The organism is Microbacterium sp. AG238 (genome assembly GCF_003610405.1).
Taxonomy (GTDB): Bacteria; Actinomycetota; Actinomycetes; order Actinomycetales; family Microbacteriaceae; genus Microbacterium.
In genome coordinates this window covers 64,262-81,908 of record NZ_RAQC01000003.1, presented here as the reverse complement: position 1 = coordinate 81,908, position 17,647 = coordinate 64,262, and the positions used below count along the sequence as shown (strand labels likewise).

The window sequence follows — 17,647 nt, the reverse complement described above, 5'->3', positions numbered from 1 at the left end:
CGGCCTTACTGCCGTGCCAGCAGGTCGTTGAGCTTCTCGACCGACTTGTCGAGCGCTTCCTGGCCCGAGATGTCACCGCGGATGGCCAGGGCGATCTGCTGGTTCAGGTAGTCGTTCATCGCCCCGTTGACCGAGTAGGGGGTGAGCACCTCGGCGGTCTTCAGCGACTCGAAGCCGGTGATGCGCGCCTTCGCCGACGGCGTTCCGTCGTCCTCGGTGAAGTACGGGTCGGAGTCGGATCCCTGGGTCGAGGGGAAGACGTTCGCGATGTGGGCGAAGGCGTTCTGGTTCTCGGCGTTGGTGACGAATTCGGCGAAGGCGAGCGCTGTGGCCAGGTTCTCGCTGCTCGCAGCCACGCTCACGCCCTGCACGTACAGCGGCGAGATGTTCAGGGCGGGGGTGATGGCGACGTTGCCCTTCAGACTCGGGTTGTTCTCCTCGAACGAATCGATGGCGGTCGCGCCGCCGGTCGTCCACGCGACCTTGCCCTGCGTGAACAGCTGCGCGTTCCCGAGGTAGTCGGCGTTCAGCACGGTCGGCGGCATCTCGCCGTTCGCGTAGGCCTCCGCGTAGCGATCGACGAGCGCGGCCGCCTCGGGGGTGTTGAACACGAACTCGGTGCCGTCGTCGTTGAGGATGTCGATGCCCTCGAGCGTGAAGTCGCCGATGCCGGGCACCCGGCTGATCAGGAAATTGTCGGGGCAGGCATCCGCCATCGTCGCCGCCTGCGCGAAGAGCTCGTCGGTCGTCTTCGGCGGGTTCGCCGAGTCGAGGCCGCACGCGTCGAGCTGGGTGGAGTTCCAGTAGTTGACGTCGGTGCCGAGGTACCAGGGATAGCCGTACACGCCTTCGACGCCGTCGAAGCGGTAGGCGTCGACCGAGCCCGCGAAGTAGGTCGACTCGAGGTCGGTGGCCTTGCTGACGTCGTAGAGCAGGTTCTGCCGGGCGAGAGGAAGGGCGAAGTCAGGCGGGAGGTTCACGACGTCGGGAAGCGTGTTCGTCGACGCCTGCGACAGCACCTTCTCGGAGTACCCGTCGCCGGGCTGGTCGAGAAGTTCGACGGTGACATCGGGGTACTTCTCCTCGAAGGCGTCGATGACGCCGTCGAGGTACTCGGCATAGGTGGGCGTGAGCGACCAGGTCTGGAACCGGATCGATCCCGCGACCTCGCCGTCGGGGTCGGAGCCGGCTCCGGGCCCGCTCGAGCACCCGGCCAGAAGCGCGGTGGCGGCGAGCAGTCCGAGCCCAGCCAAAGCGGGGGTTCGCGAGTTCCTCATGGTGTGCAACTCCTTCGTATGCAAACGGTGCGACGGGGTATAGCCTGAGCAACTAAACCGAGTAAGTCAAGGATCACTTATCCGGTTCAGCTCGCGAGGAGGAACCGATGAACACACCGCGCAAACGGGCGACCATCGCCGACATCGCCCGGCGGCTCGGTGTCTCGAAAGCGGCCGTGTCGTTCGCGCTCAACGACCGTCCCGGGGTGAGCGTCGAGCTGCGCGAACGCGTGCTCGCCGTCGCCGCCGAGCTTCGGTACCGACCCAACTCCGCGGCGCTCGCGCTCGGGCGCTCGCGCGTCGACGTCATCGGGCTCGTCATCAACCGCCCCGCGCGGACCCTCGGCACCGAAGCGTTCTTCCCCGAACTCATGGCCGGCATCCAGGCGGGACTGTCGGAGACCCACACCGGCCTGCAGACCCTCGTCGTCTCGTCACTCGAGGAGGAGCTCGCCGCCTACAGCACGTGGCAGGCGACGCAGCGCGTCGACGGGGTGATCGTCGTCGACCCGCGCCGCGACGACGCGCGCATCGCGCTCCTGGCCGAACTCGACCTGCCGGCGGTGCAGATCGGCAGCCACCCGAGCATCGATGCGGCGATCCCGAGCGTCTGGATCGACGACCACGCCGTGGCCACGGCGCTCTTCGAGACGCTCTTCGACCTCGGGCACCGTCGCGTCGCGCACGTGACGGGGCCGCTCGACTTCGAGCACACCGAGCTGCGCCGTTCCGCCCTGAGCGAGTGCGCTCGGCGCTACGGCGCCCCGGCGCCGCTCTCCGTGGCGACGGACTACTCCGCCGAGCAGTCGGCTGAGGCCACCCACTCGCTGCTCGCCGGCGGTGACCGACCGACCGCGATCGTCTACGACAACGACGTCTTGGCGCTCGCGGGTCTGCGGGTCGCCCAGGAGCTCGGCGTCTCGATCCCCGGCGACGTCTCGGTCGCGAGCTTCGACGACTCGATCGCGATGAGACTCGTGCGCCCCTCGATCACGGCGCTCACGCGCGACACCTATGCGCTCGGGGAGCTCGCCGCGCGGACCTTGATGGATGTCATCGGGTCGGACGGCCCGGTGGCATCCGTCGCCGCGGCCCCGCCCGCGCTGTCCGCGCGCGAGAGCACCGGCCCGGCGAAGACCTCCAGCTGAGCGAGATCGATCCGGGTCACCGCTTCGAAACGCACCCATGCGATGTCAGGGACCCCACCCCGCGTAGCGAACGGCCGGGTCTGCGACGCGATGTGGAGTTCTTCACCAGAAGGTTCGTCGACGCGTTCGTCGAGGTCGAACCACTCCCCCGACGGGGTGCGCCCGCGCAGCCGCCAGGACACCGTCGTGACCGCTGCGGGCGAGCCCGGGTCGGGACACCTCACCGGCAGCGGCGCGGGCCGCCCCGCGAGCGTGACCGTGTAGAGCCCGATGCTCGACGAAGCGCGCAGCGGGAGGTCGACGGCGTCGCCGGGTTCGAGGCACAGGACGCTCTCGCCGATGTCGTCGGTGACCGATCGCGGCACGACCTCGAGCAGATCGACGAGCGGCGGTGCGTCGAACTCGACGCTGAAGGATGTGGGCCGTGTCGTCTTCGCCCACCCCGCTGGTTCGTCCGAGAGCTCCACCTCGATGAGTTCGGCTCGACGGACGACATCCGGGGGCACCGCGATGCGCTCCCACACCCGCCCGTCGATGCGCACCTCTCGGATGTACGGCCGCCCGGCGCCGGTCGTGATGATCTCGAGGGGGCGCTCACGCCCCTCCGGATGCAGCACGACGCGGGGCAGCAGCGGCGGCGTCAGCACGAACTCGCCCGCGCCGGGAACCAGCGGGTAGAGGCCGAGCACCGCGAAGAGGTACCACGCCGACATCTCGCCGTTGTCCTCGTCTCCGGGATAGCCCTGCCCGATGTCCGAGCCGGCGAAGAGCCGGTCACGGGCCTCGACGACGATCCGGTGGGCGTCATCGTGTCGCCCCGCGAAGCAGTACATGAACGGAATGTGGTGAGCGGGCTGATTGGACAGGCCCAGCATGCCCATACGGACATCGCGCGCCTCGCTCATCTCGTGGATGACGAACCCGTACGAGCCGACGAGGTCGGGGGCGGCGGTCTCGGGCGTGGCGAAGAAGACGTCGAGCGCGGCGCCGAGCGCCTGCTCGCCCCCGTGCAGCGCGGCGAGCCCCGCCCCGTCGTGCGGCGCAGTGAACATCGTGCCCCACGCGTTGGTCTCGGTGTAGTCGTACCCCCACTCGGCGGGGTCGAACTCGTCCGCGCCCACGCGCCACTCGCCGTCCGGGCGTCGCCCCAGGAAGAAGCCGAGGTCGTGGTCGCCGTACCGGCGGAGGCCGGGACGGAACACCGAACGGTAGGCGAGCGCGCGGCGCGCGAGGTAGTCGGCCTCGGCGGCGAGACGGTCGCGCTCGGCGGCATCCGTCTCGTCCCGGATCAGCGCACGGGCGAGCCGGGCGGCGGCGGCGTCGTTGATCGCGTTGTCGAGCGTCCACGACATGCCCTCGTGCGTGTCGGTGTCGGTGAAGCCGCGGAAGATCGCGGGACGGAGCCCCTTGCGACCGACCCGCGGATCCGCGGCGGGCACCGTCGCGTGCCGCAGGGCCGACCGGTAGGCCTCCCGTGTGTCGATCGCGACGCCCAGCGCTTCGAGCCCGGCGAAGACCGTGTCGCTCGTCGTGCCGGTCATCGAATCGACCGGTCCGGGTGCGCTCCACCGGGCGACCCACCCGGCGTCGCGGAAGTGCTGCACGAAGCCGTCGGCGAGGGCCGCGGCGGTGCGCGGGGCGAGGAGCCCGAGGAGCGGCCAGGCGGTGCGGTAGGTGTCCCAGAATCCGTTGTTCGAGGAGTAGGTGCCGGACCGCACGACCCCGTCGACCGGGCTGCGGTAGCGGGGGCCGCCGGGCGACGGCTCGTCGTGGGCGTTGGGGTAGCTGAAGACGCGGGCGAGAGATCCGGCTATCGAGCGGAGGGTGTCGTCCGAGACGGCGCCCTGCGCTGAGATCTCGAACCGTTCGAACACCCCGCGCCACGCCGCCTCCGCCGCGGCGCGCATGCTGTCGATGCCGCCGCCGGCACGGGCGTTCTCGGCCGCCTGCGCGGCGTCGATCGTCGACATCCCCACGACGATGTCGACGGCGGGTCGCTCGAAGACGATCGCGCCGCGCAGCGAGCCGCGTGAGAGCGCGAGGTCGTGGCGGCGAACCCCCGGCAGCACGGCGTGCACATGGTGGTCGGGGCGACCGCCGCCGTCGCGGAGGTGGACGTCGAGGTGCAGTGCCCCGTCGTGTTCCGCCCACGCGGCCGAGACCGCTTCGCCCAGGTGATCGACGACGACCGACAGCTTGTCCGAGTGCGAGCGGAACCGCATGCCCACGGCATGGCGGGCCGCGGTCAGCAGCACCGAGACTCCGTCGAGCTCGACCCGGTACTCGTGCGGGGATGCGTGTTCGCCGGCCCTGGCGAATCGGCGCGCCCGCTTGCGACGGTCGCGCTGCGGCTTCTCGCTCGGGCTCGGCATGAGCTCGAACACACCACGGTCGCCGATCCACGGGCTCGGGATATGACTCGTCGCGAACGCCTGGATCGCCGGGCGGTCGACCTGGTAGCGATAGGGCCAGTTGCCCGCCGAGGCATCGGTCATCGGCAGCGCGAAGACGCCGCCGTGGGGCAGGGTCACGATGGGCGCGGTGTTCCCACGCGAGAAGCGATCCGAGCCCCGGGTGCCGCGACGGGTGTCGGCCCATCCCAGCAGATGCTCCGGGCGATGCGGCACAGGCTCGATGACGGGCGGCGCGACGAACACGGTGCGCTCGCCCGAACCCGGGCCGATGACCACGCGCACGCCCGTGATCCGGCGCCCGACGACGGCCGCGAGGTCGACGGTGCGGCGGTTCCACTGATCGACCCAGAGGCGCTTCGAGCGCGCCTGCGCGAGGGGGTCGACGGCGTCGCCGTACTGGTCTCGCGCGCCGGCCTCCGAGAGGGTGGTGCCGTCGTCGAACACGAGATCGACGGCCACGGCGGTCGCCGCGTAGCGATCGTCGGCGGCCCCCTCACCCGACTCCACCGCGACGGGGAACACGTCGACGGTGAGCTGTTCCCCCGCCGCGACACGGCGCCCGCGCAGGTCGGGCTGCTCGTTCGCAGCGGGCAGGTCGGTCACGGACGGGCCGGCACCGACGTCGATCCGGAAGCAGCGACGCCGGTCGGATTCGGCGGTGTCGGCGGGTGCGAAGGCGGGGACGGCGCGGCGGACGCGGGGACCCCGCGTAGGAATGTCGACCATCAGCCGACGTAGACCGCTTCCTGACCCGAGAGCTGGCGCGTGAACGACGACACGTACGAGCTGCGGTCGCCCGCGGTCAGGTTGTAGGTGACGTAGACGCCGTACCCCTCGTCCACGGTACGGCGGGCGAGGTTCGCCGCCGTCGTCGCCGACGTCTGCGTCAGGTCGATCGCGGCGGGACCGAGGCGGTCCTTGCCGACCCCCGGGTAGGCGGGGATGTTGTACTGCCCGTAATAGGGGTTCCAGATGTAGTCGAGCTTGTCGAGCACCGATGCCGGAGCGGACTTCAGGCTCGCGGCCGCGGCGCCGATGTCGTAGAGCGAGATGATGCTGCCGGCCGGCAGCTTCGCATCGAGCGCGTCGACGAGCCACCGAGCGGAGTCGGCGTTCGCCGCCGGCACGCCGTTCGAGCCGTACGTGACCCACTCGTCGTCGATGTCGACGCCGTCGAGACCGTACTGCTCGACCACGGCGGCGACCTGGTCGGCGAAGGCCGCGGCGGCGGCCTGCGACGGGAAGTTGGCGAAGCCGGCAGTCTGGTGGTTGCCGAGCAGCGACAGGGTGACCTTGATGCCCTTGTCCTGCAGGGGCCGGATCTGCGTGTCGGCATCCTCGAGGGTGGCTGTCACCTGATCGTTCAGGTGCAGCACGGCCCCGGTGCCGTCGTGATTGATGTTCGCGGCGAAGATGATGGCGACGTCGAACGCGTTCGAGCCGTCGGCCAGCTCGTAGTCGCCGACGGTCCGGAGCTCGTTGCTGTTGACCTCGACGTACGCAACGGTCAGCGGGTCGGTCGACGCGGCCGACGCGGCCGACGCGGCGGTACCGGGCGCGAATGCGGCTGTGGCCAGCGCGGCCGCCGCGAGCGCGGCGAGCGCGGCGGAACGGCGGGCGGGGCGGGGGGTCCTCGACATGATGCTCCTCGTTGAGTTCGCTGTCGTCGGCACGGTGCCGACGCGTGCCAGCGAACCCGACTTAACCGAATTAGTCAACGGGCGCGGCCCCGGTTCGGCGGAGCGTCAACGACGCTGCAGCAGCGCCCTCGCTCCGGCGATGACCCCCACGACCGCCGCGGACGCTGCCGCCGATGCCGCGGCGTACAGCGGCGCGCGATGACGGATGGCCCAGGTCTGCAGGCTCTCGCCCCGTGCGCGGTCGTCGAATGCGCCGTGCGCACCGTGGTCGCCCGGCACCGGCTCATACAGGTTCGGCGGTGTCGCGGGTGCGTCCGACCCGGGGGCGAACTGCCCTTCCCACGCGTTCTTGGCGAGGTACCAGTCGAGGAAGCGGCCCGCGACGCGCGTGCCGAGGATGAGACCGACGGTCGACTCGCCCACCCATGTCCGCCGGCGCGGCCGGTCGGCGACGTCGGCGACGGCCCGCGCTCCGACCTCGGGCTGGAAGATGGGCGGCACCGGCTGCGGATGCTGCGCGAAGTTCGACTTCACCCAGCCGAACTGGGTCGTGTTGAGGGCGGGCATGTCGACGATCGAGACGGCGACGCGGCTCTTCTCGTGGGTGAGCTCGGACACGACGGCATCCGTGAATCCGTGGATCGCGTGCTTCGCACCGCAGTAGGCGGCTTGCAGGGGGATGCCGCGGTGGGCGAGCGCCGACCCGATCTGGATGATGTGACCGTGGTCGCGGTCGCGCATCCGCCGGAGCGCCGACCGCGTGCCGTTGACGGCGCCGAGGTAGGTCACCGCCGTGGCGCGGTCGAAGTCACCCGGCGTCGTGTCGAGGAAGGTGGCGATCGCCCCCGACATGACGTTGTTGACCCACAGGTCGATCGGTCCGAGGCTCTCCTCGACATCGGCTGCCGCGCGGTCGACGGCATCCGCGTCGGCGACGTCGACCGACACCGCGAACGCGCGCCGTCCGGCGGCCTCGATGTCGGCGACGGCGCCGTCGAGGCCGTCACGGCCGCGCGCCAGGACCGCGACATCCCAGCCGCGACGCGCGAGCTCTCGGACGATCGCCCGCCCCAGGCCCGCGCTTCCTCCGGTGACGACGGCGACTCCGCGCCCGCTCGATGCGACCATGACGATCTCCTTCCACCGAGGCATCCACGGTGGAAGCTCGCGATCGCGACCATTGTCGGCACGTGCGCGAGCGAGAGCGCAGCCGTTGCCAGGCCGCGAGGAATGGTCTAGGGGACGGTGCAGGGGAACGGTCCGGGCGCGCTCAGCGCATGCCCGACATGCGGTCCCATTCGATCGACTTGAACTGCAGGAAGGTGCAGAGGTTTCCCGCGAAGGCGACCTCTGCGGCGAGACCAGCCATCTGGTACGGCGTGAGGGTGAGGTCGTCGGAGCGGGCGGTGAGCGTCGCTTCCCATTCGGGGTCGTCGATGGCCCGCGGCTGCATGTAGACGTCGGCAGGCGCATTCTCGAGGTGCACGATGACGAGCCCGGTGTCGAGCCCGTCCGACCCGTCTTGAATGGCGACCTTGACCGAGACGCCGGGCGCCTTCCCCTGCTCGAGGAACTCGGCGACCCACTCCTCGAGGAGAGTCTTCGTCCGCACGGGGACGCGGTGGATATCGTCGCTCATCACGTCGAATCTTGCCATAACCCGAATGAAAACGCCCGCCGTTTCCGGCTGGACGCGGTGCTGGATCGAACTACCGCGCGTCGGGCAGCAGCGCGTGCCGCTCACGCCAGGACCGCAGCGCGCCGGCGGCGATCGAGACGTCGTCGGACGCGACGGCGTCGTCGCCGACGATCTGCACCGATTCGTGCCCCTTGCCGGCGATGAGGATCGTGTCGTCGGGTGCTGCTGCGGCCACCGCTTCCGCGATCGCCGAGGCGCGGTCACGGATGACGCGGACCCTCTCGAGCGAGCGGAACCCGGCGAGGATATCGGCGACGATCGCGTCGCCGTCCTCGTGATGGATGTCGTCGTCGGTGACGATGATCGTCTGGGCGATCTCTTCGGCGATGACCGCCATCTCGGGTCGTTTGCCGCGATCGCGGTCGCCCGTGCAGCCGAACACCACGCTCAGTCGTCCGGGACCGCTCGAGAGGGCGATGAGCGCCTGGCGCAGCGCGTCGGGCGTGTGGGCATAGTCGACCACGACTTGCGGACCGACCCCGGGCGAGACGACCTGCATGCGGCCGGGAACCCGGCGGATGGCGCGCACCGCTGCCGCGATCGCGTCGGGCGCGGTGCCTTGCGCGTGGAGGACGCCTGCCGTCATCGCGAGGTTGTCGACGTTGAACCGGCCGATGAGCGGTGAGGCGACGTCGTAGCTCTCACCGTCGATCGTCAGGATGAAGTCGGCGCCGTCGGGGCGTACCCGGATGTTGTCGGCGCGAATGGTCGCCGTCGGCGCCCCGACGGTCGACACGCCGACATCCGTCAGCCCGGTCGGCAGTGCGATGCCCGCGACGTAGGGATCGTCGAGGTTGCGGACCGCGGCCCGGACGCCGGGCAGGTGGAAGATCCGCTGCTTGGCCTGCCCGTAAGCCTCCATCGACTCGTGGTAGTCGAGGTGGTCGCGGGTGAGGTTGGTGAACGCGGCGATGTCGAAATGGCATCCGTCGACCCTCCCCTGCGTGAGCGCGTGCGAGCTCAGCTCGATCGCGACCGCGTCGGCGCCCGCGTGACGGATGTCGGCGAGGAGTTCGTGCATGTCGACCACCGACGGAGTGGTGAGCGAGGTCTTGGCGAGGGCGCCGAACAGGCCGGCGCCGAGCGTGCCGATCGTGGCCGCGCGATGACCGAGGATCTGCCAGCTCTGCGCGAGCAGCTGCACCGTCGACGTCTTGCCGTTCGTGCCGGTGACCCCCACGAGGGTCATGTTCGCGGACGGGTGTCCGGTGTACTGGTCGGCCAGGCGCCCGATGACAGTCGTCAGGTGCGGGATGCCGCGCACGCGGTCGTCGACGTGGGTGACGCTCGCGTCGGTCAGGACGAGGGCCGCGCCGCGTTCGAGAGCCTGCGTGATGTGCTCGCGCACCCGCTCGTCGCGGCCGAGCGCGACGAAGACGTCGCCGGCTTGCACCGTGCGACTGTCGCCGCGCAGGCGTCCGCCGGGTACGTTCCCCCCGGCGACCCCCGTCGCCCACCATTCGGGGTCGAGGTTCCGACCCTGCCCAGCGTCCTGCATCTCCCGCCCCACTGCTCTCTGACCCGATGGTCCCCGGAACGGGCGGCAACCCGGAGCAAGGACTCGATGGAGTCTGAGATTGGCACTGTAACGTAAGCGCCGCTTAAGCCAGCGGACATCAGCCCTGGGGTTCGGGCACCATCCGCAGGCCGTCGGCACTGTTGGCCGATTCCATGAGGGCGTCGATCCACTTCGGGTTGATCTGCGGCTGCCGGCTGCCGGCGAACTGGAACTGGACCGAGATCGTGGGGTGCAGCCAGAAGTCGCGGCGGCTCGTGCCGTGGGGCGAGGTCGTCTCGAACATCAGCGGTTCGCCGCGCCGCAGCTTGGTCATCAGGACCAGCCGGAGGTGCGCGAGCGCACGATCGTCGATCTCGACGAAGTTCGCCGCGTTGTCGTAGAAGAATCTGCCCACGGGCAAAGCTTAGGTGGCTGTGGTGCGCGTAGGGCCGACTGCTATCGTCCGCCGCGGGCCGCGCTCAGAAGTAGAACCCGTGGCGTTCGAGCATGCTGACCGCCTGGCTGCGGCTCGAGACGCCCAACTTGGCGTAGAGCGAACGCAGCTGCGACTTGATGGTGTTGATCGAGACGGTGAACTGGTGCGCGAGTTCGGCGTACGTCTTGTCGTCGCGCAGCGCCATGGCCACGGATCGTTCGCGGGGGGTGAGCGCGGGAAGAGCCTGCCTCGGCGGGCGGGGGTCGCGAAGCCGCAGGGGCTCGATGGCCGCGCTGATGCGTGCGGCGAGATCGGGGCGCCGGTCGCGGAGTCGGTGCTCCAACGGGGCGAGCTGCGCGTGCGGGATCGTGACGAACGGCGCGATGAGGTCGCCGGTGTGCAGGGCGAGGCCGCAGGCCTCGTCGAACAGGGCGTCGGCGGCGTCGGGCTGCTCGAGGCGGTCTCGCGCCACGGCGCGGCGCACCAGGACGATGGCGAGGGTGCGCGGGCAGTGCTCCGCGCCGAGCGCGAGGCAAACGTCGGTGGCATCGAGTGCGGCGCGTTCGTCGCCGAGCGCGAGGTGGGCGGCCGCGCGCTGCGCCTCGAAGCACACGGTGTGGCTCGGTGTTGACGTGGGGCCGTCGAGCAGGGACAGTGCACGGCGGGCGGCGCCTTGGGCCAGGGTCGCGTCCGCGAGGGCGGCGAGCGCCAGCTCGCGGATGAGCCGGTGGCTGAGGTGCGCCCAGGCACCGCCGAGCGCCGTTCGCAGGCCGGCGGCGCCTGCGGTGAGGTCACCGAGGATGACGAGGGCGAGGGCGTCCGCCGTCGCGGCCGCGTGCTGCGCGTAAGGGTCACGGGGAGCGCGCGATCGTAGCGCTGCGGCGGCGCGCGAGACGCGTGCCGCGTCGAATGCGCCGGCTGCCAGCAGGATGTCGGCGAGGGCGAGGGCGTAGTCGGTGTCGGCGACGTTCCAGCGGTTCGCGCGCCCCAGCTCGGCGCACATATTGCGGGATCTCGCCGCGGCGTCGAACTCGCCGTTCACCGCGAAGACCAGGGTCTGCACGGCCGCGGCGCGGTAACGCACGGCGTGGCTGTCGGCGAAGGTGAGCGCTCGCGATGCGTAGAGGCCGGCATCGCGCGGGCGTCCTGCCGCCGCGTACACCTCGGCCACCGCCGCGAACAGCGATCCCAGCGCATCGAGCCCCAGCACGGCGCGGGCCCGCAGACGCCCCTCGGTGAAGTGGCCGTCGACGAGGGCGAGCGCGCCGTCGAGGTCGTCGAGTCGCACGCGGGCGATGAGCATCCCTTCGAGCAGGTGCACGTTCGACTCGGTCCACAGTTGCGGCGTCGCGCCGACGTCGAGCGTGCGCAGCCGCGCCAGGTCGACCTGGGTGGGTCGCCCGGGCCGGGCGCCGGGCAGACTGCCCGCGACGACGCGATGCGCGGTGGCCCGCAGCTCGTGGGTGCGGCTGGGATGCGGGATGGCGCGGCGCTCGATCGTCACGATGGGTCTCCGGAGTGTCTGGATCACGCGATGCGGTCGTCGCATCGTCATATGAGGGACGCCGCGAGGCCCGCATCGTGACGCGACTTCTCGAGATCGTCGCGTCGCGCGCGGATGCCAGGAGTAAGAGGAGGGAGCATCGCGCGGCAACATCGAACCCCGGACGCCGGCCCGTCGGGTCAGAAGGGTGGTGGTGATCCGGCTGGCGGTGTATCACCGGGTCGGCCGTCCGGTGTTGGGTCGGCGGCGTTGGCGGTGAAGCACACGGCCGGCGTCGGTACGTCTTCGCGGTAGACCCACCCCAGGGGCGAGGTCCATTCGAGGACCCCGCCGCCGATCTGCCGCACGTCCCATCTCGTGAATTGCTTCATCGAATGGTGCCGCTGGCACAGGTGGGCGAGGTTGTAGATGTGGGTGTGCCCGCCGAGGGCGTAGTCGATGGTGTGGTCGAGTTCGCACCGGATCGCGGCTCTGCGGCATCCGGGGAACCTGCAGTGCTGGTCTCGGGCGGTGAGGAGTTTCTTCATCGCGACGGTGGGCCGGTACGTGTCGATCTCAACCGGGGTGCGGGTGACGGGGTCGATGAACAATCGATCCCATTCGGAGACCTGCGCGGCGAGCTGGCGGGCGGTGTCGGCATCGATCAACCCGGCGCCCACGGCCTCGGCCGGGTGCTCGTCGTCGCCGGTCAGGGTCTGCGCGGTGACGGCGACCTGGACGCGTGCGCGGATCGCCCCGAGCCCACCGGCCCGGTCTGTCCCGTAGGTCGGATCGACCACGGGTGCTCCGCTGAGGACGAGGTCGCCGAGGATGTCAGCCCGCAGCTGATCCATCGTCCTCGCATCCGGCACAACCTCCGAACCCGCACCGCCCGCGGCATCCGCGCCCGAACCGCCAGCCCCCGCAGCATCCGCACCCTCCGCCCGGGCGTCCTTGACGGACTGCCCCATCTGCGTCAGCCGGTCAAGCATCCCCGCAGCGATGACGGTGGGAAGGTTGGCGACGAGGTTCGACATCCCGTCGGTCCCGTGGAACACCCGCACGCACCGCTCCGCCGCCGCCGCCGTATGCCGCTCCGTGAACGATCGCGGGTGCACCCGCGCCGCCAACACCTCAAGCGCACCACGCACTCGTGAGGGCACGTCCCGCTCGCACACGCCGATCGCAGCCTCCGCGAACTCACCGCGCACCTCGTCCGGCAGCCCCGCCCCGGCCTTCACGACCACATCGACGTGTCCGCGTTCGATCCGCCGCTCCACCCACGCCGCGAACACAGCCGGGTAGTCATCGATGACGGTCATCGCATGGTCGATCTCGCCCTGCAACCGGCGGTCGGTCAACCGCGCCATCCCGGCAGCTTCAGCCGCGACCGACCGCAGTTCCATGTCGGACGCCAAGCCCCGCACCCCGTCTCGCCGGGCCTCACGCAACGCCGACCGTCCCAGGTCAGCCAACGCACGCATCCGCGCAACATCCGCGGCATGCGAGAGATCGAGCGCTTCCGCGTACCTCGCGAACGCGAGCACCTGTGGGGGCGCGGAGTCACCGCATCGCACCTCACCGCTCCTGTAGTTCGCTGCCATGTTCCCATTGTGGCAGCGAGGTACGACATCGCTATCGAATCTCTGTTCGATCACAAAAGTCAGCGAACGGCGCCACGTGGGGAGGAACCAATGGTCCCACCAGGGCGCCATCCCACCCTCACCATCCCGCGACCCCCACCCCGCGACCCCCACCCCGCGACCCCCACCCCGCGACCCCCACCCCGCACCCGATCTCGCCCGGCAAGGAATTCCGCCTTTTCGCGTCACGATTCGCCATCGCCGGTGTCTCATCAGCATGCACGCTGCGACGAACACGCTCCCGGCGCCTCCGGCGACGAGAAGCCGGACCCGGACCCGGCCCTCCTTCCGACGCGCCGGCGACCGCGCCCACACCGGCGCCCGCAACCGCCGGCACCAGCTGAACCACTCCCCCGACCAGCCCCACACCCCTACGCACCACTATCCCCGGACCCCGTCCGCGGCATGCCTGAGCACGATCACCTTCCGGTCAGCCGCGTGTCCGATCGGTCGCATACGAACCCGCCGAAGCAGCACTCCTGCCGGAGCGATCCGCCCGGCCACGGTCGAGATCAGCGGCGCGACCGTCCGGGTCACTTGGGGTTGGTCGAGCACCCGCGAACACTCGTGGCATCGCCGCGATGTCGGGTTCGTGTGCTCGTCGCGCGCTGCGGACGGCGACAGCGCCACGGCCCGCCTCATTCTCATCACCGACAAGTCGCGCGGCGATGCGGTGATCGCCACTCTCGCCTGCGACGGCTTCTCACCCGAGGTCTACGCGGCTCTCACCCGTCATCTGCGCAACGTCGAGGCGATCGGCGATGCCGAACGATCCGACCCGCTCGCCCGGCTGGGTGCCGGACCGTCCGCCTACCCCCACATGTCGCGATGACGACGGCGCCGCACCGCTTGAGGTTGGCGTCTTCCGACGACAACGAGCCGCGCACACAGACCGCCGCAGCGTCCGATGACGAGCTCGTCGAGCGCGCCCGGAATCATGATGAACGCGCCTACGGCGAGCTCTGGCTGCGCCACTCGGCCGCCGCTCACGCCGTCGCTCGCGCATACTCGTCGCTCGATCCCGATGATGTCGTCGCTGAGGCGTTCGCCCGCATCCTGTCCGCCATCCGGCGCGGTGGCGGGCCTTCGATGGGGTTCCGACCGTACCTGTTGACGTCGGTCCGCAACGTCGCCCACAAGTGGGGCGCGCAGCAGCAGCAGGTGTACGCCACCGACCTGGAGGATGCCGCCGACGAGACGGCTCCCGACGCCGAATGGTCGACGATCGCGGGCTTCGACTCGAGCGCTGTCGCGTCGGCGTTCGCGACCCTCCCCACCCGCTGGCAGGAAGCCCTCTGGTACAGCGAGGTCGACGGTCTGAAGCCGCGCCAGTTCGCACCGCTGCTCGGTCTCGCCCCGAACGCAGCATCCGCTCTTGTCGTGCGCGCACGGCGCGGTTTCCGCGATGCGTGGGTGTCGGCGCAGCTCCGCCGCGCCGACAACGAGGAGTGCCGCGAGACCCTCGAACTGCTCGGGGCGCATTCGCGATCGGGCCTGTCGCGGCGCGACACGCGGCGCGTCGAGCAGCACCTCTCGACGTGCGAGGGATGCGCGCTCGCCTGGGTCGAGGCACGCGACGTCTCATCGCGGCTGGCGCTCGTGCTCGTTCCCCTCGTGGTCGGCATCCCGGCTGCCGCGTCGTACACGGCGTGGACGCAGTCGGGTGCTGCACAGGTCGCGACCTTCGCCCTCGGCCCCGCAGGCGCGACGGGCGCGACCGGCGGCACCGGCGCCGGCATCACCACCGGCACCCCGCGCGGCACCACCACGGGCGCACCGACCTCACGACGAGCCGCACGATCCGCCACGCGGTCGGGATGGCGTCGTCCCCTGTTCGTCGTCGTCGCTGCCGTCGCCGCGGCGGGAACGGCGATCGCCGTCACCCTGCCGCTCACCGAACCGACGACTGCTCCCCCGCGGGCGACCGAGTCAGAGCCGCACCTGCACCGCACATCGTCCGACGCGCGCGCGGCCGGCGCTGTGTCTGAGAGCCCGACCTCCGAGGCGCCCCCGGTCGCCGAACCGCCTGCGCAGCCGCCGCACGACGCGACCCCCGACGCGCACGAGCGCTCTGCGCCCAGCCCTCGCCCCATCCCCGCGCCGAACTCTCCCGTCGATACCGGCGCCTCGGAGCACACCCCGACCCCGACCCCGACGCCGAACCCCACCCCGACTCCTGACACCTCGCAGCCGCCCGTCGTCACCGCGCCCGCCGCGCCGACGATGACGGTCGACAGCAGCGCCGGGCCGAGCGTCTACCCGCTGATCTCGGGCACGGCGACCCCCGGCGCCGTCGTCGAGGTCGTCGACGAGAACGGCACGGTCTGGGCCCGCATCGAGGCAGACGCCGACGGCGCGTGGACGGCATCCGACCTCTCGGGCGGACGCGACCAGACGGATGCCGCGGCCTACCTGCCCCCGGGCCGGCATGCGCTGTCGGCACGGCAGCGCGTCGACGGGCAGCTCTCGTCGCTCTGCCCGCCCGCCGCTGTGACGGTGTCGCCGCCACCGACGTTCACCGCTCCCCTCGCGAGCTCGTCGGTGCCGGCATCCGGGTTCGACATCGGCGTGACGGGTCAGCCGAACCTGGTCGTCCAGCGCGCCCGTGTCGGCGACGCCGCGCCCTGGCGCGGCGAGCAGATGCGCCTCGACGCCGACGGGATCTTCGTGGGGCGATACATGGTGCCATCGCCCGGCCCGGTGACGCTCGCGGTGCGATACATCGATCCCGCCACGGGCCGCTTCGGTCCGCCGTCGTTCGTGTCGTTCACCACGTTCTGATCGGCGGCCGCGACCGGATTCCGCACCCCGGCCCGCTCGATCAGGACGCGCCGACGTTGCCGGTGAGGCGTCCGTGCAGAGCGGATGCCGTGGCGTTGAGACCCTCGATCGTCACGGTCTTGCCGTGCCGCTCGTACTTGTTCACGACAGCGTCGAGCGCGGCCACCGTCGAGGCGTCCCAGACGTGCGACCGGCTCATGTCGATGATGATGCGCGCGGGGTCGTCGGCGTAGGCGAACTGCGTGGTCAGGTCGTTGCTCGACGCGAAGAAGAGTTCACCGTCGACCTCGTAACGCGCCGCCGGCTCGTCACCGGCCGAGGCGAGAGTTCGGGTGACCGTGACGAAGTGCGCGACGCGACGGGCGAACATCACCATGGCGGCGATGACACCGAGGATCACGCCGACGGCGAGGTTGTGCGTCCACACCGTGGCGACGACCGTGATGACCATGACGGCGGTTTCGCTCTTCGGCATCCGCCGGAGAGTCGCGGGCCTGATGCTGTGCCAGTCGAAAGTCGCCACCGTGACCATGATCATGACCGCCACGAGCGCGGCCATGGGCATGATCGCGACGATGTCGCCGAGCGCGAGCACGAGGATCAGCAGGAACACGCCGGCGAGGAAGGTCGAGATGCGCGTGCGCGCGCCCGATGCCTTCACGTTGATCATCGTCTGGCCGATCATGGCGCACCCGCCCATGCCGCCGAACGCGCCGGAGAGGATGTTCGCGGCCCCCTGTCCGAGCGCCTCGCGGGTCTTGCGCGAGCGAGTGTCGGTGATGTCGTCGACGAGCTTGGCCGTCATGAGCGATTCGAGCAGCCCCACGACCGCCATCGCGAGCGCATAAGGAGCGATGATGCGCAGCGTGTCGAGCGTCAGCGGAACGTCGGGCACGAAGAGCGCGGGCAGGCTCGACGGCAGCTCCCCCTGGTCGCCGACCGTCGGCACCTGCCAGCCGAACGCCACGACCGCCGCGGTGAGCAGCACGATCGTGACGAGCGGCGCCGGGATCACCTTCGTCAGCCGCGGCAACACGACGAGGATGACGAGCCCCGCGGCGACGAGCGGCCAGACGAGCCACGGGATGCCGTCGCCGAAGAGCTGAGGAAGCTGCGCGAGGAAGATGAGGATCGCGAGCGCGTTGACGAAGCCCACCATCACCGACCGCGGGATGAATCGCATGAGCTTCGCCACTCCGAGCACCGCCAGGACGATCTGGATCGCGCCGCCGAGCAGGACGGTGGCGACGAGGTAGTCGACGCCGTGGTCACGCACCACCGGTGCGATGACGAGGGCGATCGCACCGGTCGCGGCCGTGATCATCGCCGGACGGCCGCCGAGGAACGCGATCGCGACCGCCATGATGAACGACGAGAAGAGCCCGACCCGGGGGTCCACTCCGGCGATGATCGAGAACGCGATCGCCTCGGGAATGAGCGCGAGGGCGACGACGAGTCCCGCCAACACCTCGCGGGTCAGGAGCCGGGGGCTGCGCAGAGCCTGCAGGACGGTGGGTTCGATGCGGTAGCGCGCGGCGCTGTCGCGGGCGGGGGTGACGGCGGTCACTCGGTGCCTTTCGGTCGGTGCCTCACCCGAGGTGGCAGGCGATCGCATGGGCGCGCGCAGC

The 17,647-nt window shown here is 70.8% G+C and carries 12 protein-coding genes and 1 pseudogene; 3 read left to right on the top strand and 10 right to left on the bottom strand.

Annotated features, from left to right (window positions below; genetic code table 11):
• Window positions 1-5 precede the first annotated feature (5 nt).
• Window positions 6-1,277 carry an ABC transporter substrate-binding protein gene (locus DEU36_RS15525; protein WP_120265245.1) on the bottom strand — a complete coding sequence of 424 codons (1,272 nt, stop codon included), beginning with the start codon at window positions 1,275-1,277 and terminating at the stop codon, window positions 6-8.
• 107 nt (window positions 1,278-1,384) lie between these two features.
• Here DEU36_RS15525 and DEU36_RS16380 point away from each other — a divergent pair, with 107 nt between their 5' ends.
• Window positions 1,385-2,425: a LacI family DNA-binding transcriptional regulator gene (locus DEU36_RS16380; protein WP_120265244.1), complete on the top strand. Its 1,041-nt coding sequence runs from the start codon at window positions 1,385-1,387 to the stop codon at window positions 2,423-2,425.
• Window positions 2,426-2,892: 467 nt separating this feature from the next.
• On the opposite strand, the pseudogene DEU36_RS15515 reads toward DEU36_RS16380, so the two are convergent.
• The 8 genes and pseudogenes from DEU36_RS15515 to DEU36_RS15480 form a co-directional block, all read right to left on the bottom strand.
• Window positions 2,893-5,565 (bottom strand): annotated as a pseudogene (locus DEU36_RS15515) (glycoside hydrolase domain-containing protein); the annotation flags it as partial.
• Entirely contained in the window at window positions 5,565-6,479 is a 915-nt protein-coding gene (locus tag DEU36_RS15510) for an endo-beta-N-acetylglucosaminidase H (RefSeq protein WP_120265242.1), read from the bottom strand. The gene DEU36_RS15510 and the pseudogene DEU36_RS15515, both read right to left, overlap by 1 nt.
• Window positions 6,480-6,584: 105 nt before the next feature.
• On the bottom strand, window positions 6,585-7,607 hold the full coding sequence (locus tag DEU36_RS15505; RefSeq protein WP_120265241.1) for an SDR family oxidoreductase: 1,023 nt from the start codon (window positions 7,605-7,607) through the stop codon (window positions 6,585-6,587).
• A gap of 142 nt (window positions 7,608-7,749) precedes the next feature.
• Complete coding sequence (locus tag DEU36_RS15500; protein WP_147374451.1) at window positions 7,750-8,118, bottom strand: hypothetical protein; 369 nt, start codon at window positions 8,116-8,118, stop codon at window positions 7,750-7,752.
• Between the two features lie 70 nt (window positions 8,119-8,188).
• On the bottom strand, window positions 8,189-9,676 hold the full coding sequence (locus tag DEU36_RS15495) for a UDP-N-acetylmuramoyl-L-alanyl-D-glutamate--2,6-diaminopimelate ligase (RefSeq protein WP_120265239.1): 1,488 nt from the start codon (window positions 9,674-9,676) through the stop codon (window positions 8,189-8,191).
• Window positions 9,677-9,794: 118 nt separating this feature from the next.
• The gene (locus DEU36_RS15490) at window positions 9,795-10,091 is read right to left on the bottom strand and encodes an ATP-dependent DNA ligase (RefSeq protein ID WP_120265238.1); all 297 of its coding nucleotides are present in this window, start codon (window positions 10,089-10,091) and stop codon (window positions 9,795-9,797) included.
• Window positions 10,092-10,155: 64 nt separating this feature from the next.
• A complete protein-coding gene (locus DEU36_RS15485; RefSeq protein ID WP_147374450.1) occupies window positions 10,156-11,616 on the bottom strand; it encodes a LuxR C-terminal-related transcriptional regulator in 1,461 nt (486 codons plus the stop codon).
• A 179-nt stretch (window positions 11,617-11,795) separates the two neighbouring features.
• Window positions 11,796-13,199, bottom strand: a complete 1,404-nt coding sequence (locus DEU36_RS15480) for an HNH endonuclease signature motif containing protein (protein WP_259455412.1) — start codon at window positions 13,197-13,199, stop codon at window positions 11,796-11,798.
• Between the two features lie 631 nt (window positions 13,200-13,830).
• Between DEU36_RS15480 and DEU36_RS16180 the strand changes: the two genes are divergently transcribed.
• Window positions 13,831-14,070 carry a hypothetical protein gene (locus DEU36_RS16180; RefSeq protein ID WP_183045439.1) on the top strand — a complete coding sequence of 80 codons (240 nt, stop codon included), beginning with the start codon at window positions 13,831-13,833 and terminating at the stop codon, window positions 14,068-14,070.
• A 23-nt stretch (window positions 14,071-14,093) separates the two neighbouring features.
• The gene (locus DEU36_RS15475; RefSeq protein WP_183045438.1) at window positions 14,094-16,019 is read left to right on the top strand and encodes a sigma-70 family RNA polymerase sigma factor; all 1,926 of its coding nucleotides are present in this window, start codon (window positions 14,094-14,096) and stop codon (window positions 16,017-16,019) included.
• A gap of 40 nt (window positions 16,020-16,059) precedes the next feature.
• On the opposite strand, the gene DEU36_RS15470 is transcribed toward DEU36_RS15475, so the two are convergent.
• On the bottom strand, window positions 16,060-17,586 hold the full coding sequence (locus tag DEU36_RS15470; RefSeq protein ID WP_259455411.1) for a SulP family inorganic anion transporter: 1,527 nt from the start codon (window positions 17,584-17,586) through the stop codon (window positions 16,060-16,062).
• Between the last annotated feature and the right edge of the window lie 61 nt (window positions 17,587-17,647).

What these genes read in the sequence shown, in the direction of transcription:
- DEU36_RS15525 (WP_120265245.1), bottom strand. Translation starts at nt 1,277, where the DNA reads ATGAGGAACTCGCGAACCCCCGCTTTGGCTGGGCTCGGACTGCTCGCC.
- DEU36_RS16380 (WP_120265244.1), top strand. Translation starts at nt 1,385, where the DNA reads ATGAACACACCGCGCAAACGGGCGACCATCGCCGACATCGCCCGGCGG.
- DEU36_RS15510 (WP_120265242.1), bottom strand. Translation starts at nt 6,479, where the DNA reads ATGTCGAGGACCCCCCGCCCCGCCCGCCGTTCCGCCGCGCTCGCCGCG.
- DEU36_RS15505 (WP_120265241.1), bottom strand. Translation starts at nt 7,607, where the DNA reads ATGGTCGCATCGAGCGGGCGCGGAGTCGCCGTCGTCACCGGAGGAAGC.
- DEU36_RS15500 (WP_147374451.1), bottom strand. Translation starts at nt 8,118, where the DNA reads ATGAGCGACGATATCCACCGCGTCCCCGTGCGGACGAAGACTCTCCTC.
- DEU36_RS15495 (WP_120265239.1), bottom strand. Translation starts at nt 9,676, where the DNA reads ATGCAGGACGCTGGGCAGGGTCGGAACCTCGACCCCGAATGGTGGGCG.
- DEU36_RS15480 (WP_259455412.1), bottom strand. Translation starts at nt 13,199, where the DNA reads ATGGCAGCGAACTACAGGAGCGGTGAGGTGCGATGCGGTGACTCCGCG.